This is a genomic window from Nocardia jejuensis NBRC 103114 (assembly GCF_001613145.1).
GTDB lineage: Bacteria > Actinomycetota > Actinomycetes > Mycobacteriales > Mycobacteriaceae > Nocardia > Nocardia jejuensis.
Map to the genome: position 1 here is coordinate 13,829 of NZ_BDBU01000048.1, position 17,748 is coordinate 31,576.

The 17,748-nt window shown below is 67.9% G+C and carries 16 protein-coding genes; 4 read left to right on the plus strand and 12 right to left on the minus strand.

Features of this window, described 5'->3' with window-relative positions; genetic code table 11:
• Nucleotides 1-17: 17 nt before the first annotated feature.
• The 5 genes from NJ1_RS31345 to NJ1_RS31365 form a co-directional block, all read right to left on the minus strand.
• Entirely contained in the window at nucleotides 18-530 is a 513-nt protein-coding gene (locus tag NJ1_RS31345; protein WP_084479059.1) for a MarR family winged helix-turn-helix transcriptional regulator, read from the minus strand.
• Nucleotides 530-1,543: a pyridoxal phosphate-dependent aminotransferase gene (locus tag NJ1_RS31350; RefSeq protein ID WP_084479070.1), complete on the minus strand. Its 1,014-nt coding sequence runs from the start codon at nucleotides 1,541-1,543 to the stop codon at nucleotides 530-532. The genes NJ1_RS31345 and NJ1_RS31350 overlap by 1 nt, the downstream gene beginning before the upstream one ends.
• Nucleotides 1,544-1,550: 7 nt before the next feature.
• Nucleotides 1,551-2,609 carry a 3-oxoacyl-ACP synthase III family protein gene (locus tag NJ1_RS31355; RefSeq protein WP_422615800.1) on the minus strand — a complete coding sequence of 353 codons (1,059 nt, stop codon included), beginning with the start codon at nucleotides 2,607-2,609 and terminating at the stop codon, nucleotides 1,551-1,553.
• Nucleotides 2,610-2,611: 2 nt separating this feature from the next.
• Entirely contained in the window at nucleotides 2,612-3,244 is a 633-nt protein-coding gene (locus tag NJ1_RS31360; protein WP_067701888.1) for a hypothetical protein, read from the minus strand.
• Between the two features lie 86 nt (nucleotides 3,245-3,330).
• Nucleotides 3,331-5,031, minus strand: coding sequence for a thiamine pyrophosphate-binding protein (locus tag NJ1_RS31365; protein WP_067701628.1), 1,701 nt, complete (start codon nucleotides 5,029-5,031; stop codon nucleotides 3,331-3,333).
• A gap of 412 nt (nucleotides 5,032-5,443) precedes the next feature.
• Here NJ1_RS31365 and NJ1_RS31370 point away from each other — a divergent pair, with 412 nt between their 5' ends.
• Together NJ1_RS31370 and NJ1_RS31375 are read left to right on the plus strand one after the other, a co-directional pair.
• The gene (locus NJ1_RS31370; protein ID WP_067701631.1) at nucleotides 5,444-6,676 is read left to right on the plus strand and encodes an MFS transporter; all 1,233 of its coding nucleotides are present in this window, start codon (nucleotides 5,444-5,446) and stop codon (nucleotides 6,674-6,676) included.
• Complete coding sequence (locus NJ1_RS31375; RefSeq protein WP_067701635.1) at nucleotides 6,676-7,896, plus strand: amidohydrolase; 1,221 nt, start codon at nucleotides 6,676-6,678, stop codon at nucleotides 7,894-7,896. Before NJ1_RS31370 ends, NJ1_RS31375 begins: the two co-directional genes overlap by 1 nt.
• Nucleotides 7,897-7,912: 16 nt before the next feature.
• On the opposite strand, the gene NJ1_RS31380 is transcribed toward NJ1_RS31375, so the two are convergent.
• From NJ1_RS31380 to NJ1_RS31400, 5 genes are read right to left on the minus strand one after another with little or no spacing between them, the layout of a single operon-like run.
• The gene (locus NJ1_RS31380; protein ID WP_067701637.1) at nucleotides 7,913-9,037 is read right to left on the minus strand and encodes a ferredoxin--NADP reductase; all 1,125 of its coding nucleotides are present in this window, start codon (nucleotides 9,035-9,037) and stop codon (nucleotides 7,913-7,915) included.
• Nucleotides 9,034-9,939: an SDR family NAD(P)-dependent oxidoreductase gene (locus tag NJ1_RS31385; protein WP_067701638.1), complete on the minus strand. Its 906-nt coding sequence runs from the start codon at nucleotides 9,937-9,939 to the stop codon at nucleotides 9,034-9,036. Before NJ1_RS31385 ends, NJ1_RS31380 begins: the two co-directional genes overlap by 4 nt.
• Nucleotides 9,920-11,497: a flavin-containing monooxygenase gene (locus NJ1_RS31390; RefSeq protein WP_067701891.1), complete on the minus strand. Its 1,578-nt coding sequence runs from the start codon at nucleotides 11,495-11,497 to the stop codon at nucleotides 9,920-9,922. Before NJ1_RS31390 ends, NJ1_RS31385 begins: the two co-directional genes overlap by 20 nt.
• Nucleotides 11,498-11,525: 28 nt before the next feature.
• Complete coding sequence (locus NJ1_RS31395; RefSeq protein WP_067701639.1) at nucleotides 11,526-12,404, minus strand: metal-dependent hydrolase; 879 nt, start codon at nucleotides 12,402-12,404, stop codon at nucleotides 11,526-11,528.
• A 37-nt stretch (nucleotides 12,405-12,441) separates the two neighbouring features.
• Nucleotides 12,442-13,302: a metal-dependent hydrolase gene (locus NJ1_RS31400; protein WP_157574388.1), complete on the minus strand. Its 861-nt coding sequence runs from the start codon at nucleotides 13,300-13,302 to the stop codon at nucleotides 12,442-12,444.
• A gap of 124 nt (nucleotides 13,303-13,426) precedes the next feature.
• Between NJ1_RS31400 and NJ1_RS31405 the strand changes: the two genes are divergently transcribed.
• On the plus strand, nucleotides 13,427-14,176 hold the full coding sequence (locus NJ1_RS31405; protein WP_067701649.1) for a TetR/AcrR family transcriptional regulator: 750 nt from the start codon (nucleotides 13,427-13,429) through the stop codon (nucleotides 14,174-14,176).
• Here the strand turns inward: NJ1_RS31405 and NJ1_RS31410 are convergent.
• Nucleotides 14,173-14,718, minus strand: a complete 546-nt coding sequence (locus NJ1_RS31410; RefSeq protein WP_157574390.1) for a TetR/AcrR family transcriptional regulator — start codon at nucleotides 14,716-14,718, stop codon at nucleotides 14,173-14,175. The genes NJ1_RS31405 and NJ1_RS31410 overlap by 4 nt on opposite strands.
• Before the next feature lie 265 nt (nucleotides 14,719-14,983).
• Here NJ1_RS31410 and NJ1_RS31415 point away from each other — a divergent pair, with 265 nt between their 5' ends.
• Nucleotides 14,984-15,955 (plus strand): NAD(P)H-dependent flavin oxidoreductase, encoded by a 972-nt coding sequence (locus NJ1_RS31415; RefSeq protein WP_067701654.1) that lies wholly within the window; start codon nucleotides 14,984-14,986, stop codon nucleotides 15,953-15,955.
• Nucleotides 15,956-15,971: 16 nt separating this feature from the next.
• Here the strand turns inward: NJ1_RS31415 and NJ1_RS31420 are convergent, their stop codons facing one another.
• The gene (locus NJ1_RS31420; protein WP_067701656.1) at nucleotides 15,972-17,696 is read right to left on the minus strand and encodes a GMC oxidoreductase; all 1,725 of its coding nucleotides are present in this window, start codon (nucleotides 17,694-17,696) and stop codon (nucleotides 15,972-15,974) included.
• Between the last annotated feature and the right edge of the window lie 52 nt (nucleotides 17,697-17,748).

The following is a 17,748-nucleotide window of genomic DNA, read 5'->3' on the forward strand; positions in this document are numbered from 1 at the left end:
CTCACCGACGGCACGGCTCACCGTGCGCGGGCTGCCGCCACCACCGCGTCGAGTCGGGCGCCCAGCGCGTTGACTCGATCGCGCAGGGCCTCGATGTCCTCGACGGGTATCCCGACGCGATCGAGCACGGTCTCGATCATCTGCTGAGCGGAGGGTTGCAGCGCGACGCTGGCCGGGGTGGCGTGCAGCACCACCGCGCGGCCGTCGGCCGTGCTGCGGATGCTGTCCACCAGGCCGCGGGCCTGTAGACGTTGCACCAGCGGTGAGACGGTGCCGTAGTCGAGATGAATCTGCTCGCCCAACTCCTTCATGGTGATGCCCGGTCGTTCCCACAGGGCCAGCAGCACGAGGTATTGCGGGTAGGTCAGATTCATCTCGTCGAGAAACGGACGGTAGGCCGCGGTCATGGACCGCGACGTGGAGTACAGCGCGAAACACAGCTGTGCGCTCAGCGACAGCAGTGCGTAGTCGATCTCCTCGTCCGCTCCGGCCCGGTGTCCATCGGGTGCGGAAGGCGGATTTTCTTGCATTACTGCACTGTACTGCGCACGGTCTCGAGGACTGCGTCGGTAGCGGTTCGGTCGCCGACCGTGATGCGAATGCCGGTCGGATAATGCTTGACGTGAATATCGGCCCCCGCCAAGGCGGTCCCGACGCGATCGATGTCCGGATCCGACAACGTCAGATACGAGAAGTTGGCGTAGCTGTCCGGGACAGTGAGGCCCAGGTCGCGCAGGCCGTCGGTGAGCCGATCGCGATGCCCGCCGATTCGCCGCACCCGCGCGACGATCTCGTCCTCGGCCTCGTAGCAGGCGCGCACCGCGACCTCGGCGAGTGCGTTCATACCGAAAGGTAGCTGCCGGCGCGCGATGCGCCGAATCCTGCCCACCCCGCCGAGGGCGTACCCCACCCGCAGCGCCGCGAGCCCGAACGCCTTCGAGAAGGTGCGCAGGGCAATCAGATTCGGATGTCGATCGAGCAGATCGAGCACGTCGATCCGCGCGGATTCCGCCACGAACTCGACATACGCCTCGTCCAGCACCACCGTGACAGCCTCGGGAATCCGGGCCAGGAACGACTCGAATTCCGCTGGTGGAACCAGTGTTCCGGTCGGATTGTGCGGACTGCACACCACCACCAGCGAGGTCCGCTCGGTGACCGCCGCCGCGATGGCCTCGAGATCCTGGCATCCGTACGCGTCGAGCGGCACCGCGATCGGCCGCCCACCCGCCATGGCGACCAGGATCGGATACCCGTCGAACGTCGGCGTCGCCATCACGACTTCGGCTCCGTCGGAACCGAATTCCTGAACGATGTGCATGATCACGCCGGTGGCTCCGGCGCCCACCACGATGCGCTCGGGCGCGACGTCGAGCCGCTCGGCGATGAGCCGGGGCAGCCGCTGCGGCAGGAACTCCGGGTATCGGTTCGCCGAGGCGAACGCCCGCGAGAGCGCCTCCTGCACCGAAGCGGGCGGACCGTAGGGAATCTCGTTGAGCTGCAACTGATGACCGAGCCGGGCCGGGAGTTGGAATGTGGTCACGATCGTCTCAGCGCCCGCCCCAGCGCACCGCGGCGGCCGCGGCGAAATCACCCGCGTGGGCGAATCCGGCGAGCATCACCACCGATCCGGCCGGTACCCGACCCTCGTCCACGGCGCGATCGAAGGTGACCGGAATGCCCGCGGCGAACAGGTTTCCGCACTCCTCGAAGGTGTCGGGATGCCGGTCCTGCGGCAGCATGAGCGCGTCCCGCCAGTTGCGCAGGAACGCCCGATTGGGCTGATTGGTGACCAGCAGATCGAGTCGATCGGACGGGACGCCGATCCGCTTGCACACCGTGTGCGCCACTTCGGGCACGATCCGGTTGCCGCGCTGCAGCACCTTGGCGATCTTGGATTCGGTGAAGCCGACGTGCATCTGGCCCGATCCCGCCTCCCAGTACTTGCGCGGCGGATCGGCGATCACCGTCATCTGCCCGGCGAACTCCGGCAGATGCCGGGTCTCGATGTCCAGGATCGGCGACACACCGGACTTCACCAGCAGCCCCGCGCCCGCGCCGTCGCCGGGAATGGCCGCCTGCGGCTTCCCGCGCACCTGCTCCTGCGTGAACACCTGACCGGCGACGTTCGAAATGGTCACGATGAGCGCGGATTTCGCGTCCGAACCGCGCATGATCTGGCGGGCCAGCTTCATCCCGTGCACGAACGCCGCGCAGCCGCCGTTGTGCAGATCGATCAGCCACTCCGGCGAGATGCCCAGTCGCGCCGCGACTTCCCCTCCGTTGCCGACGATGCCCGTCTCGGGCAACTGCGTGTGCACGATGAGAATATCGATGTCGCGCAGCACATCCCGGCCTTGACGCTCCAGGATCGGGGCGACGGCCCGCTCGGCCATATCGGCGGCCGATTCACCCGCCGCGAGGTGATGGCGGAACTTCGGCGCCTTGAACATGATGTTCGAGGTCCGATCCTCCTCGGCCACGTACTGCGCGAAATAGTCTGCCGGAACGACGTTCTCGGGCAGGTATCCGGCCACGTCGATGAGGCTGATGTTCTCGGCGCCCGAATTCGTGCCCAGGTCCTCGGTGATGAAAGTTCCAGTGCTCACGGTCAGTCCATCCATTCCGGCTTGATCGGCTGCCCCGCGGAGTGACGGTGCTCGCAGATCGCCTTGAGATTGCGCAGTTCCAGCAGATGTCCGGCGGCGAAGAGATGCCAGAAGTCGCCCACCCACACCGGACGATCCGCGGGCGCGGATTCGGGGTGGCCGTTCTCGTCGTAGAAGGGGTGGTGGCAATTGGTCCACAGCACGACCGATCCCGGCTTGTTCAGCAGAGGCTGTGCGTCCACCACGCGCATCAGGTAGATCATCCACAGGTGTTCGCCCTGGTCCCACGCGCAGTGATAGTCCACGGTGCGCGCGCCGGGATTGGCCTCGGTGCGGGTGTAGATACGCGTGTTCGACCCGATCCGATCGTCCGAGACCCACAGTCCGGGCTCGTCGGTCCGCTCGAATCCCCGCATGCTGTAGGTCCATTCACACAGGCTGCGAGTGTCGGCCAAGTATTCGTAGACCTCGTCCGGCGGCGCTGCCACGTACTCGTGGACGGTGCAGTACTCCCCGAAGATCTCATCGTGCGGATACACCGCGCGCGTCATGTCCAGCACCATCGGCATGCCCTCCTTGAGGGACATGGTCTCGATGCGGTACACGCCCGGAACCTCGAGATGCGGCACCTCGATCGGCAGTGCCTTGTCGGTCGGCGCGGCTTGGTCGGTCGGCGCAGCCTGGTCGATCAGCACTGCCTGCTCGGCGTTGACAGTCTCGGTCATGGTGCGGGCTCCTTCAGGAACGGTGCGAAAGGTGGTACTTCGTCAGGGTCACAACGAATTTCGATGAAAGCCGGGCCCCGGATGGACAGCGCCTTGTCCAGCGCGAGTTCGAAATCGCCGAGGGTGCCCGCGGTCCAGGCGGGCAGTTCGGGGAACATCGCCGCGACTCCCGCCCCGATCTCGGCGGTGCGGAACCTGTTGAAGCTGTAGTCGCCGGAGTAGTACAGCTGCTCGCGGGTCACGCACATGGCGTGCGCGTTGTTGTTGAACACGACGAAGGTCACCGGCGCCTGATACTCGATGGCGGTGTGCACCTCGTGCCCGTGCATGAAATACGCACCATCCCCGGCGATCACGACCGTGCGCCGATCGCGCCCCAGTGCCCCGCCGATCCCCGCGCCGAACGAGTAGCCCATGCCACCCATGCCGAGCGCGATCAGGAACCGTCCGCCGTCCGGCACCGGCAGGTGATGCACGACCGCCGCACCGGTGTTCCCCGCATCGGCGACCACGTCCGTCCCCGGCGCCAGCCGTGCGCCGAGTGCGCGCACCGCCTCGCGATACCGCACGCCGGGCCCGGTCGCGGGCGGCACGCTCAACTCCGGCAGTGCCGACCGGTTCCCTGGCACCGCACCGCATCCCGGACGCGCGGTCCGCGCCGCGAGACCCAGCAGGGTAGCGCCGAGCGGCCCGGGGACCAGGGCGTGCACCGGAACGAAGGGGTCCTCGTTTCCCAGGTACACCAGCCGCGGGCACAGGGTCAGCGCATCGTCCAGACCCGCGCGCGCGGTCATCGGCAGCGCGGCCCCGGCCAGGACGATCAGCCCGGCATCGGCCACCACCGCGGGCGCGTGCGGATGCCCCATGATCCCGATCACCCCCGCGAAGCGCGGATTGCGGTTCGGGAAAACGTCTTTGGCGTCCGGCGTCACCAGCACCGTGGCGTCGAGCGCCACCGCCAGTGCGCCGAGTTCGGTGCGCGCGTCGGCCCGGGCGATCTCGGGGCCCGCGATGATCACCGCGGGCCCGTGCCCGGACGCGGAGGCGAGAATCTCGACCGCCGCCTCCGGCACCGCGTCGGCGCACCCCGAAGTCCCGGCGGCCCGCCCCGGAGAACCCGCGGCCCGCTCCGGGAACACAGCCGGCCGTTCGCTCTCCAGCACCACCGCGGCCTGCACATCCTTGGGCAGCAGCAGCACCGCCGGTCCTCCGGACAACGCCGCCGCGATGGCCTCGTCCAGCACCCGCGCGACGTCCTGCGCCCGAGTCACTTTCGCGCAGTACACCGACACCGACCGGAAGATCGCCTCGGCGTCGAGGCGCCCGATCCCGCCGCTGGTGTCCTGGAACGCGCCCCGCCCCTCGACTCCGGTCGGGGCCTGCCCGACCAGCGCCAGCACGGGAATTCGGGAGTCGTACGACTCCCCCAGCGCGGCAAGCAGATTCAGCGCCCCGCCGCCGGAGGTGGCCATGACCACCCCGAGCCGATCGGTGGCCCGGGCATAGCCGTCCGCCATGGTGGCGGCGCCGAATTCATGCTTGGCCACGATCCCGGTCAGGGGCCTGACGCTGCGGTGCACGGCGTCGTAGAGGTCTTCGATATTCGCCCCGCCGACGCCGAACACATGGTCGGTGTACGCAGCGATCCGCCTGACGATGACGTCGGCGACAGTCGTGGAGACTGCACGATCGGACACGTTCCCCCCGTTCTCGAAAGACTTCCGTGAACTGCATTGCGTGCGATACATCGTCCACAAGGTATCTTCGCTCATCGGTCCTCAGCAATGTGTCACGGATCACAGAGTTGCTTGAAATGCACTGGGGTACAAGGCACTTGGATACGCGCCAGCCCCGCCGTGGACAGCGGGTCCGGAGCCCGCGCTCGATGGCGGAACCACCGAACGGGCACCCGGAGAGCTACCGGTCCACGATCAACTCAGCTGTAATTACGAGACAGCCGCGAACCTGGTTCACCGACCCCGGAGCGAATCGAGGGCGACCGCGACAGCCGGTGAGTGTGGGGGATGGCGGCGCTGGGCATTGCGGCCATATCCTCGGGCATCGGGAGCCCATGCGGCGCTCGAACCCTCCCGCCGTGAAAGGGCTTGAATGCCACGCACCACCCGGATCACCATCGCGCTGCTGTTCGCGGCCTGGGTGGTCGACTACATCGACCGCACCGTGATCAATTTCGCGCTGCCGTCCATCGGTGCGGATCTCGATCTCGATCATGCGCAGCAGGGCCTGCTGGTGTCGGTGTTCTTCATCGCGTACGCGGCCGCGCAGGTACCGGGCGGATTGCTCGCCGACCGCTACGGTGCGCTGCGGGTCGCGATGGTCGGCTTGCTCGCCTGGTCGGTATTCACGGGGCTGACCGCCATCGCCTGGTCGTTCTCCGTTCTGCTGGCCATGCGCTTCCTGTTCGGTCTGGTGCAGGGCGTCTTCCCGACCGCGGCGCTCAAGGCGCTGGCCGAACGCTCGCTGCCCGATCAACGCACCACGGCGACCGGCTGGGTGAACACCTCCAATGCCGCCGGACTGCTTTTCGCGGCCCTGATCGCCGGAGCCCTGCTGCCCACGCTGGGTTGGCGGGCCATGTTCGCGATCATCTCGGTCCTGGGCGTGGCGATCATCGTCGCGTGGCGGCGCTGGATGCCCGAACCGCTGCCGCAGCACCTGATTCCCGCCGAGGCGGTCCGCCCGCCCGCCGAGCGCCGGGCGGTGCTGTTCTCCCCCGCGCTGGTGGGCTTCGCCTTCATCTTCTTCGGATACGACGTGCTGGTGTGGGGCGTGACCGCCTGGACCCCCACCTACCTGCACGAGGAGCACGGCATCTCGATGACGGCGATCGCGCTGAGCGCGGTGCCGACCACCCTGGCCGCCGCCACCGGCGTCATGATCGGCGCGCGGATCTCGGACCGGCTCGGCGGCCGCCCGGCGGTGATCGTGGTGCCTGCGATGGCTTTCACCGCGGTGATGCTCCTGATCCTGCCGCACCTGAGCTTCCCGTTCTTCGTGCTGGTGGGCACGGTGATGAGTTTCGTCGCCGGGCTGGGCTACATGCCCGCGTTCGCGGTTCCGCTGCGCGCGCTGCCCAGCGCCTACATGGGCGCGGCCTCGGCGGTGATCATTTTCGGCGGCCAGCTGGCCGGAGTGATCAGCCCGCTCGTGTTCGGCATCGTCGTCGATCACTTCTCCTACACGGCGGCTTTCGCCGTCACCGCGATCGGTCCGCTGCTGGCCGTCGCCGCCTCCACGCTGGTGCCGCAGACCGCCGAGGCGTTCTGGGCCTCGGTGTCGGCGCGCACCCCGTCGCCCGTCCCCTCGAAGGAGGTCCTGTGATGACCGATCCGACCACGCTCGCCGAGCACTGGCAGCAGATATACCGCCACCTGCATGCGCATCCGGAACTGTCCGGGGCCGAACACGATACGGCCGGACTGGTCGCGGACGAGCTGCGGGCGCTGCCCGGCTGGGAGGTCACCGAACGGATCGGCGGCACCGGGGTGGTGGGCGTCCTGCACAGCGGTCCCGGCCCGGTGATCTGGTTGCGCGCCGATATGGACGCGCTGCCGGTGCGGGAGGAGACCGGCCTGGACTACGCCTCGCGGGTGCCCGGCGTCATGCACGCCTGCGGTCACGACATCCATGTCACCGCACTGCTGGGCGCGTGCGCGGAACTGTCGGCGAATCGGCTGCCGGGCACCGTGGTCGCGGTGTTCCAGCCCGCCGAGGAGAACGGCGCGGGCGCGCAGGGCATGATCGAGGACGGCATCCTGGATCGATTCCCGCGACCGCGGATCGTGCTGGGCCAGCACGTGGGTCCGATGCCCGCGGGACTGGTGGTCAGCAAGCCCGGCACGCTGATGGCCGCCTCCGATTCGGTCCGGATCACCTTCACCGGCCGCGGCGGCCATGCGTCGCAACCACATACGGCCGTCGATCCGCTGCTGATGGCCGCGACGCTGGTGGTGCGCCTGCAGGCGCTGTCCGCCCGCCAGGCCGCGCACGCCTCCTCCCCGGTGCTGACCGCCGGCGCCCTGCACGCGGGCACCCGGCCGAACATCATCGCCGAGACCTCCGAGGTATTGCTGAGCCTGCGCACCTTCAGCGACAGCTCGCGCGCGGCCATGATCGAGGACATCCGCCGCCTGGTGGCGTCCGAGGCCGCCGGAGCCGGCGCGCCCAAGGACCCGGAAGTCGAGTTCTACGACCACTTCCCGGTCACGGTGAACACCCCCGGCGATACCGAACGCGTGATGGCGGACCTGACGGCCGCCGGTGTTCCGGTCTTCCCGCTCGCCAATCCCATCACCGGCAGTGAGGATTTCGGCGCGTTCGCCACCGCCGCGGGATGCCCGTCGGTCTTCTGGCACATCGGCGGGATCGACCTGGCCACCTTCACCGAAGCCGACCAGCAGCAGATGCTCGCCGAGGGCTCCCTCCCGGCGCACCTGCCCTCGAACCACTCCCCGCTGTTCGCGCCCGAGCCCGGGCAGACCGTCCCCGCCGCCATCGCGGCGATGGTCGCGGCCGCCCGGGCCGAACTCGCCAGGGAGTAGGACCCGCTCGACGCCGCTATTGGTCGAACGCTATGTCGAGATCATCCGATTCCGGGAGCGTCTGACACGCCAGCGTCAGCCCGGCCGCCAACTCCTCCTCGATCAGCGACTCGTTCATCAACATTCGTGTCCGGCCCTGCCGGACCCGGCACACACAGGTGCCGCACGCCGACTCGCGGCAGACGTACGGCGCGTCTATTCCGTGGTCGAGGAGCACATCGAGCAGCTTCTCGCCCCTGGGCCAGGCCAGCGTGTGCGCCTGTCCGTCGATCTCGACCCGCACCGTCGCGGTGTCGGCGGACGGCCGGACCGGCGCCGGCACCACGGCAAGCGGTGCGGCGGTCACCCCCACCGGACCAGGAGCCAACCCCACCGCCGACCCGCCGACCGCCGGGGCGAGCACCACCGCCGCGTGCCGCTCGAACGGATTGTCCGTCAGCGAGCGGTACTCCTCCTGGCGGATCGCTCGCCCGGAGATCCGCAGCTGCCCGAGCCCCTGCGTGACCACCGTCGCGAATCCCGCCGGGCCGCACAGATACACGTCGTGACCGCGATACGGCCGCGCCCAGGTGCTCACTCCGCGCGCCGTCGGCAGTCCCCGCTCGGCCTCGAGCCAGTGCGTGACCGTGAGCCGGCGCGGATAGCGCCGCACCAACTCCCGCAGCTGCGGCCCGAAGACGATGGACTGCCGATCCCGGTTGGCGTACAGCAGCACCACCTTCCGGCGGCCGACGGCCAGCGCCGATTTGAGAATCGACATGATCGGCGTGATCCCGCTGCCCGCCGCGCACAGCAGCAGATCCCGGTTCCAGTCGCGCGGCACGAAGTTCCCCGCCGGCTCCAGAACCGTGAGCTCGGAACCCGCGGTCACGTTGTCGCACAACCAGTTCGAGGCATACCCGCCGGGCGTCCGCTTCACGGTGACCGTCGCCCGCTCCGCACAGTGCGGACTGCTGCTGAGCGAGTAGCACCGCGCCACCGACCCGGTTTCCGCGCTGGGAACCCGAATCGTCAGGAACTGCCCGGGTGAGTAGTCGAATCTGCGTCGAAGTTCGGCCGGGATCTCGAAGATCAGCGAGACCGCCTCCGCGGTCTCGCTGACGACCTCGCGCACCTCGAGCCGATGGGCTCGTGCGTTCATCCGGCGCCCCCTCCCGCGGCGGCCCGCTTCAGCAGCCAGGCCCCGGCCGATTCGAGACGCTCGGTCGAGAGCGGTTGCGTGATACGGCGATTGACGCCCGGTGCGATCCGCAGCATGAAGTACCCCAGCCACGCCTCGGCGCGCACCGGCACCACCGCCAGGTCGTACCGCACCGCCCGCACCACCGCGCGCGCCACCAGGTCCGGGCTCAGCGGTGAGAACGGCAGCTGCGCGGCGAGTTCCTGTACCTGCCTGGCGATCTGCTTACCGCGCTCGATCAGCTCGGGGTCCACGCCGACGGTGGTGGCGTGCTCACCGATATCGGTATTGATCACCCCCGGGCAGATCGCGCTGACTCCCACGCCCTTGGGCGCGAGTTCGAGCCGCAGGCATTCGGTGAGCATCTTCACCCCGGCCTTGGACACCGAATACGCCGACATCACCGGAGTCGGGGTGAAGGCCGCGGCCGAGGCGATGTTCACGATGTGCCCGCGCTTGCCCTCCTCGATCATCTGCCGCCCGAAGACCCGGCAGCCGTTCACGACGCCGAGCAGGTTGACCGCGAGCTGCTTGTCCCAGTCACGCGGCTCCAGATCCAGAAAGGCTCCGCTGACCAGGATTCCGGCGTTGTTGACCAGGACGTCCGGCACACCGTGATCCGCGTGCACGTCCCGGGCGAACCCGTCCCAGGCCACCGGATCGGTGACGTCGAGCTGCACGGCCACGGCCCGGCGCCCCTTCGCCGAGATCATGGCGACGGTGGACAGCGCAGCGTCCTTGTCGATATCGGAGACCACCACCAGGGCTCCCATACCGGCGAACCGCAGTGCGACCGCGCGCCCGATGCCGCTGCCCGCGCCGGTGACCACCACCAGCTTCGGATCAATGTTGTTGAGCTTCACGACGTCCCGCCTCCGCCCGGACCGCCGGCGTCGGCGCGCCCACGGTGTACTGATACACATCGAGATCGAAATGCCGGTTCTGCCAGTACATCTCGCCGTGGGTGGACGGCCGGAACGGCGAATCCCCGTTGTTGTCGATGTAGTAGGTGTTGGATCCCTCGCACACCGGCGTGAACAGGAAGTTCTTCTCCTGTCGCCGCAGGCATTCGCGGTAGTACTCCTCGTGCACGTCCTGCCGGATCTCGATCTCGGTGGCGCCGCGCCGTTTCGACTCGGCGATCGCCCGGGCCAGATGCGCCGAGGTGGCCTCGATCATCCAGATGTAGGAACCGAGCACGAACCCGTACGGACCGGTGATGGTGAAGGCGTTCGGGAAGCCCGGCACCGTCACCCCCTGATACGACTGGTACCGATTGTCGGTCCAGAACCGTTCCAGGTCCTTTCCGCCGCGCCCGCGCACCGGGAACGGCGGGACAGCGCCCCGATCCCAGAGCTTGAATCCGGTGGCGCAGACCAGCACGTCGATCTCGTGTTCGACGCCGTCCGCGGTCACCACGCCGCGCTCGGTGACCCGCTCGATCGACTCGGTCACCAGCGTGACATCCGGGCGATCGAAGGTCCGCAGATAGTCGTTCGACATCGACGGCCGCTTGCAGCCCAGACCGTAACGGGGCATGAGCTTCTCGCGCACCTGCGGATCCCGGACCTGCGATCGCATCCACCGCCGGATCGGCGCCTCGGCGAGTCTGCGGCCGCCGGCCGTCAGCCAGGCGGGCCCCGCCACCATGCCGCTCATGGCCAGTTCGGTGCCGAGATTCCCGGCCAGCCGCAGTACCGAGCGAATCCGCTTGCGCCCCAGCACCTGCCGGCCGAGCCACCCGATCTCGGCATCCGATTTCGGGAACACCCAGATGGGCGTGCGCTGGAACACCGTCAGATGCGCCGTCTCCCCCACGATCGCCGGAATCAGCTGCAGCGCGGTCGCTCCGGTGCCGATCACCGCCACCCGCTTGCCCGCCAGCGATACGTCGTCGTCCCACATGGCGGTGTGCAGCAGCGTGCCACCGAAATCGTTCAGCCCCTCGATCTCGGGCATCTTGGGCCGCTCCAGGCCGCCCACCGCGAGAACCACGTATCGCGCGGTGAGCTGTTGCCCTCCGTCGGTGCTCAAGCGCCACAGACTGTTCCGGTCGTCGAAATCGGCGGCCACGATGGTGGTGTTCAGCCGCAGCCGCGCGCGCAGCCCGTACTTGTCGACCATGCTCTCGGCGTAGTCGCGCAGTTCGGAGCCGGGCGCGAACACCCGCGACCAGTCCCCGCGCTGTTCGTAGGAGAAGCTGTAGATGAACGAGGGAATGTCCACCGCGACACCGGGATAGGTGTTGGCATGCCAGGTACCGCCCACCCGGTCCCATTTGTCGACGATGACGAAGTCGTGAATACCTTTGCGCTGTAATGCGATACCGGTTCCGATGCCGCCGAATCCGGCCCCGATCACGACAACCTCGTGATCGGGGCGAATCCCGGCAGACGCACCCCGGCCGACGTCTGTGCTCATGTTCTTCCGCTCTTTCATCGGGCGAGCCTCAGCCGATCCGGTCGTTCAGTTCGCCACGCGCGCCGAACAGTTCCTGCCGCCAGTGCTCGAGCAGCGCCGCGGTGTCGACGTCGTCGGGATGGAATCCGGGCCGCATGTAGGGCCGGATCTCCTTCATGAGCCCCTTGACGATCGGCCCGCGATAGAGCCGAATCGACTGCCGCATCACCTTGATCGGCCGCCAGCTGCGCGGATCGGACAGGATGGAGGCGGCGACACCGAGCGAGACCACCGGAATGGTGAGTGCGTACGTCCCCGCCATGAGCACGATGCGCACCGTCTCCGAACCACCGGTCGCGCGGTATACGTCGAACGCGACCGATTTGTGCTCGAGCTCTTCGAAAGCGTGCCAGTTCAACAGATTCCATACTTCGGGATCACCCGGAATGTCCTGGATCGCCTCGCTGCCGAGCACCCGGGCCGCCAGCGTCGAGGTGTAATGCTCGGCGAGAGCGGTGACCGCCAGATGCACCTGGCGCGGCACCAGGTTCTCGACCGTGATCAGCGCGCGCTCACGCCGCGCGCCGGGCTCGAACGTGAACGCCCGCACGATGGGGAAACCCATCTCGATCAACTGGTCGTTGAGGGCGCGGTGCTGCTGACCGTGTACGGCCTCCTGGCCGATGAAGCCGGCGACCCGCTTCTTGAGCACCGGATCGGTGATCTCACCGGAGAATTTGCGCACCGAGCGGATGAAGGATTCCTCGCCGGGCGGAAACGCGCCGGACAGGACCGAGATGAGGTGCGTGAGCGGAATGTCGTCCTGAACGAAGTGATGCGTCATCGGTTCGGGCTGACCGAACCGGAATCGCATGCGCCGCACCCTGGGGTAGGCGTCGATGGGCTTGATGTCCTGACCGATCGTCATTGGTCGGCCTTTCTCTGAGCTGTGTTGTTGCTTTCGACTACTTGAGGTGATCGACAAGCACGCCGTTCTCGCCGAAAAGCTCTGTCTGCCAATGGCTCAGGAGCTGGTCGGTATCGATGTCGTCGGGGTGGAAACCGGGTCGCATGTACTGGGCCAGCTGCGGCAGCAGCCCGCGGAAGATCGGGCCCCGGAACAGTGAGTACGCCTCGCGGGCGACCCGCAGGGGGCGGCGGCGGGCGATCGGATCGCGGGCGAGCGACACCGCCAGCGCCCCGTAGGTCAGCGGCAGCGTGATCGCGTACATCGCCGCCATCACCGCGATCCTGGTGCCCTCGGTGCCGCCGGCCGCCCGGAACGCGTCGAAGGCCACCGATTTGTGCTCGAGTTCCTCCATCGCATGCCAATTGAGCAGATTCCAGAACTCGGGCTCGGCCGGAATCGACTGGATCTCGTCACTGGTGAGCACCCGTTCGGCCAGCACCGCGGTGTAGTGCTCGGCCGCGGCGGTCATGGCCAGATGCACCATTTCCGACACGGCGCCCTCGATTCGGAGCATGCGCCGCAACTGGTCCTCGGTATCGAGCCAGCCGATGGGATATCCCAATTCGACCAGCTTCTCGTTGAGTTTGCGGTGCTCGTTGCCGTGCGTGGCCTCCTGGCCGACGAAGCCGGCGATCCGCTTCTTCAGGGTCGGATCGGTGATCCTGTCGGCGATGCGCCGGACCGAGCGGATGAAGGATTCCTCGCCGGGCGGGAAGCTGCCGGACAGGCCGGCGACGAAGTGGCTGAACACCATATCTCCGTCGACGAAGTATTTGCGGTCCGCGGACTCCGGTTGATCGAAGCGGAAGCTGATGCGCCGCGCCTTGGGATAACCGGTGGGAGTGAGTACTGCCATGGTCGCCATCCTCAGTGGAACTCTCAGTACCTAGTACTGGATGTTCGATGTGTGGCAAGTGTAGGATTGTCCCAGACAGCAGGCAAGGGGTTTCGCCATAACGGATCGAATTACACTCTGGCCCATGGCCCCGCAACCTCACGACGAGCTTCCGGCCGACCGGAAGGGAGACGCCAGGTACGACCGATGGCACAGCCATCGCACCTCGGTCCGGGCCGAGTTGATCGAGGCGACCATTCGCGCGATCGACGCGCACGGACCTGATCTGTCCATCGACGATGTGGTCAAAACCGCCGGTATCACCCGCCCCAAGCTCTATCGCTTCTTCGGCGACAAGGTCGAGTTGCTGGCCGCGGTGAGCGGGCGGGTGCAGCAGCTCATCGTCGAACGCGTGACCCCGAATCTGAACCCCACCGGGCCGGCGCGCGAGGCGGTGCGCACGGCCCTCGGCGCGTACATCGACCTGGTGGCCGAGCGCCCCAACCTGTTTCGCTTCATCGTCAGCTCGCATGTGGTCGCGGCCTTCGGCGCGAGCCGTCTGCTGGAGGACGGCCGGCCACTGTCCGATACGGTCGCGACGTTCTTCTCCGGCGTCCTGCGGATGCACGGCGCGGACGGCGCGCACACCCAGTTCGCCGTGGACGCCATGCTCGGCGCCGTCGGCCTGGGAGTGCTTCGCTGGCTCAACGATCCGGCCATCACCGCCAAGGAGCTCACCGAGGAGCTCGCCGCCTTCGCCTGGGGCGCGCTCTCGGCCACCGCCGAATCCCGGGGCCTGACACTGGATCCCGACGCACCTCTGGTCGGCGCGGTCCTGTACGCCGATGCCGGGGCCAAGATCGACACCGACACCGCCACCGCCACCGAGAGCTAGCGCACGAACCGCTCCACCATCCGCCGTTCGCTCGCCGCGTCCGGCAGCGGCCACACCAGCAGCGACAGCACCACCCGCACGATCCATTGCGCCGCTTCGTCATCCGGTGCGATCCCGGTGAGCATTGTGGCGATCCGCCCCAATTCCGTTGAGGAGGCGAAGACTTCGTCGGAACCACCGGCCCGCTCCGCGAACCATCGCGCCAGCGCCGGATCCGAGCGCACCGCCGTCACCGAGGCCAGAATCGCCTCCACGATCCGACGCGAGCCCTCGTACCGCCGCACGGCCGCCGCGACCCGCTCGGTCACCGCGACCGCGGATTTGGCCATGACGGCATCGATCAGCGCCGCTCGACCGGGAAAATGCCGATACAGCGTCGCCCGCGAACAACCTGCCCGCTCGGCGATGTCGTCCATCCCGACTTCGTCGAACCCCCGCGCCAGAAACAGCTCGCTCGCGATGGCCACGATCCGATCCGCGGCGAGGGACCGCCGCACCCCGCCCGCCAGCCAATCGACCCGCTGTTCACCACTCACTGCCACGCTCGCTGTCTCTAGAGCCCTGTGTGTTTCCGGAACGTCGCGTGTATCCAAGGCTCGGTGTCGTCCGAACCTCCGAACCCTACGGTCGCATCCTGAGACAACCCACCTGTTTCGTCCACCCTCGATTCACTCGATATCGGCGTCATTTCCGGTGACGCACAGGCCTGGAGACACAGCTCAGCGAGACGCCCGCCGGCCCCACTGGCAAGATGTGAATAGTGCCTCGCACGCTTGGTTACACATATCACCGAAGGAATACGCGTCCATGAGCCTGCCGCCCATCCTGTCCGAACGTCTGCGGCTGCCCGCGGTCGCTTCCCCCATGTTCATCGTGTCCGGTCCGGAACTGGTCATCGCGCAGTCGCGCGCAGGCGTCGTCGGGTCCTTTCCGTCGCTCAACGCGCGCACGAATGCCCAGTTCCGTGAGTGGTTGGTCCGCATCGACGAGGAGCTGGCGAAGCACGACGCCGACAACCCGGACCAGCCCTCCGCGCCGTACGCGGTGAACCTGATCGTGCATCGCAGCAACGATCGGCTCGAAGAGGATCTGGCCACGGTGGTGGAGTTCCAGGTTCCGATCGTCATCACCTCGCTGGGTGCGCGGGCCGATGTGAACGAGGCTGTGCACTCCTACGGTGGCATCGTGTTGCACGACGTGATCAACAACGTCTTCGCGCACAAGGCCGTCGAGCGCGGGGCCGACGGCTTGATCGCGGTCGCGGCGGGCGCGGGCGGCCACGCCGGCGCGCAGTCGCCGTTCGCGCTGATCGGGGAGATTCGCGACTGGTTCGACGGACCGCTGCTGCTCTCGGGGGCGATCGCGCACGGCCGCTCGATCCTGGCCGCACAGGCCGCCGGCGCGGATCTGGGCTACATCGGCTCGGCGTTCATCGCCACCGACGAGGCCAACGCGGTGCCCGGCTACAAGCAGATGATCGTCGACTCCAGCGCCGGAGACATCGTCTACTCCAACCTTTTCACCGGCGTGCACGGCAACTACCTGCGCCCCAGCGTCGCCGCCGCGGGCATGGACCCGGACAACCTCGCCCAATCCGACCCGTCCGCAATGAATTTCGGCACCGGCGACGTGACCGGCACCGGCGCCAAGCCCTGGCGGGACATCTGGGGCTCCGGGCAGGGCATCGGCAGCGTCGAGGCGGTGCTGCCGACGTCCGAGCTGGTGGCGCGCCTGGCCGCCGAATACGCCGAGGCGAAAGCGCGACTCGCGCGGCTCTGAGCGCGGCGCGCCCGGATCAGTTGTCCACCGGCTCTTTTCGCGGCTCGTTGATCCCCACGATCGGCAGCCGCAGAGCCGCCGGAGCCGTGGGTGGCACGACCGGTGACCTGGGCGCGATCGGGCTGATCCGCCGGTATCGGGCGCCGAGGCCGGGCCGCGGGTCGGCCTCACCCCGGTTCGGCCACAGCGATACCGCGCGTTCGGCCTGCGCCGTGATCGTGAGCGACGGATTCACGCCCAGGTTGGCGGAGATGGTCGAACCGTCGATGATGTGCAGGCCCTCGTACCCGTAGAGCCGGTGATACGGGTCGACCACTCCGGTCTCGGGGCTGTCCCCGATGGCACAGCCGCCCAGGAAGTGCCCGGTCATCGGAATGTTCGCGATGCTGCTGGTGGCCGATCCGGTGGGGAATCCGTTGATCTTGTCCGCGACTCGGCGCGCCACCTCGTGACCCGAGGGGATCCACGTCGGATTCGGTTCGCCCTCACCCTGTCTGGTGGTCATCTTCCGGCCGAACAGGCCCTTCCTGGTGTACGTCGTGATGGAGTTGTCGACCGACTGCATGACCAGCAGCCCGATCATCTCCTCGGACCATCGCCGGGGATCGTGCATCTTCACCACGTCGCGCCGATTGCGGCCCAGTTCCCGCAACCACTTGCGCACTCGCGGCGGTTCACCGCTGACCATGGCGGTGGTCATCAGTGCGAGCGTATTGCTGCCCTTGCCGTAGCGCACCGGCTCGATGTGGGTGTCCTGATCGGGATGGATCGACGAGGTGATGGCGACGCCCCGGGTGAAATCGCTGTCGCGATCTCGGCTCCGAATCGACAGCAGCTCTTCGGAATTCGTGCGCGAGAGATAGCCGAGTCGCTCGGAGATGTTCGGCAGCGAACCCTTGTCGCGCAGCCGGTGCAGCAGTCGCTGGGTGCCGAGCGACGCCGCCGCGAAGATGACCTGCTCGGCGGTGAACTCACGACGCCGCTTGCGAACCCAGCGCCCGGTGCGGACCGTCTCCACTGCGAACCCGCCGCCGTTCAGCGGCCGCACGTCGGTCACGGTGGTCAGCGGATGCACTGCCGCCCCGGCCTTCTCGGCCAGATAGAGGTAGTTCTTGACCAGGGTGTTCTTGGCATTGTGGCGGCAACCGGTCATGCATTCGCCGCAGTGGGTGCAGGGTCGGCGATCCGGGCCGGCGCCGCCGAAGAACGGGTCGGGCACATCGTGCCCCGGCCGGCACCCGGGCCCGCCGAAGAACACGCCCACCGGAGTGCTCCGGTAGGTGTCGCCGATCCCCATGTCGTCGGCCACCTCGCGCAGCACCCGGTCCGACGGTGTGGTGGCCGGATTCAGGGTCACGCCCAGCATTCGCTTGGCCTGGTCGTAGTGCGGCGCCAGTTCGTCCTTCCACTCGGTGATGTGCCCCCACTGCGGATCGGCGTAGAACTTGTCCGGCGGCTCGTACAGCGTGTTCGCGTACACCAGCGATCCGCCGCCGACGCCCGCGCCGCTCATGACGAACGTGTCCTTCAACAGGGTCAGCCGCTGAATGCCGAAGCAGCCCAGGGCCGGGGCCCAGAGGAACTGCCGCGCCCGCCAGGAGGTCGCGGCGAATTCGTGATCCTCGAAGCGGCGGCCCGCCTCCAGCACTCCCACTCGATAGCCCTTTTCGGTCAGGCGCAGCGCGCTCACGCTGCCGCCGAATCCCGAGCCGATGACGAGAACGTCGTAGTCGAAACGCATCTGTGGCTGTCTCCTCATCGATACCGGGCTGGTCGGTGTGATCACTCGCAAC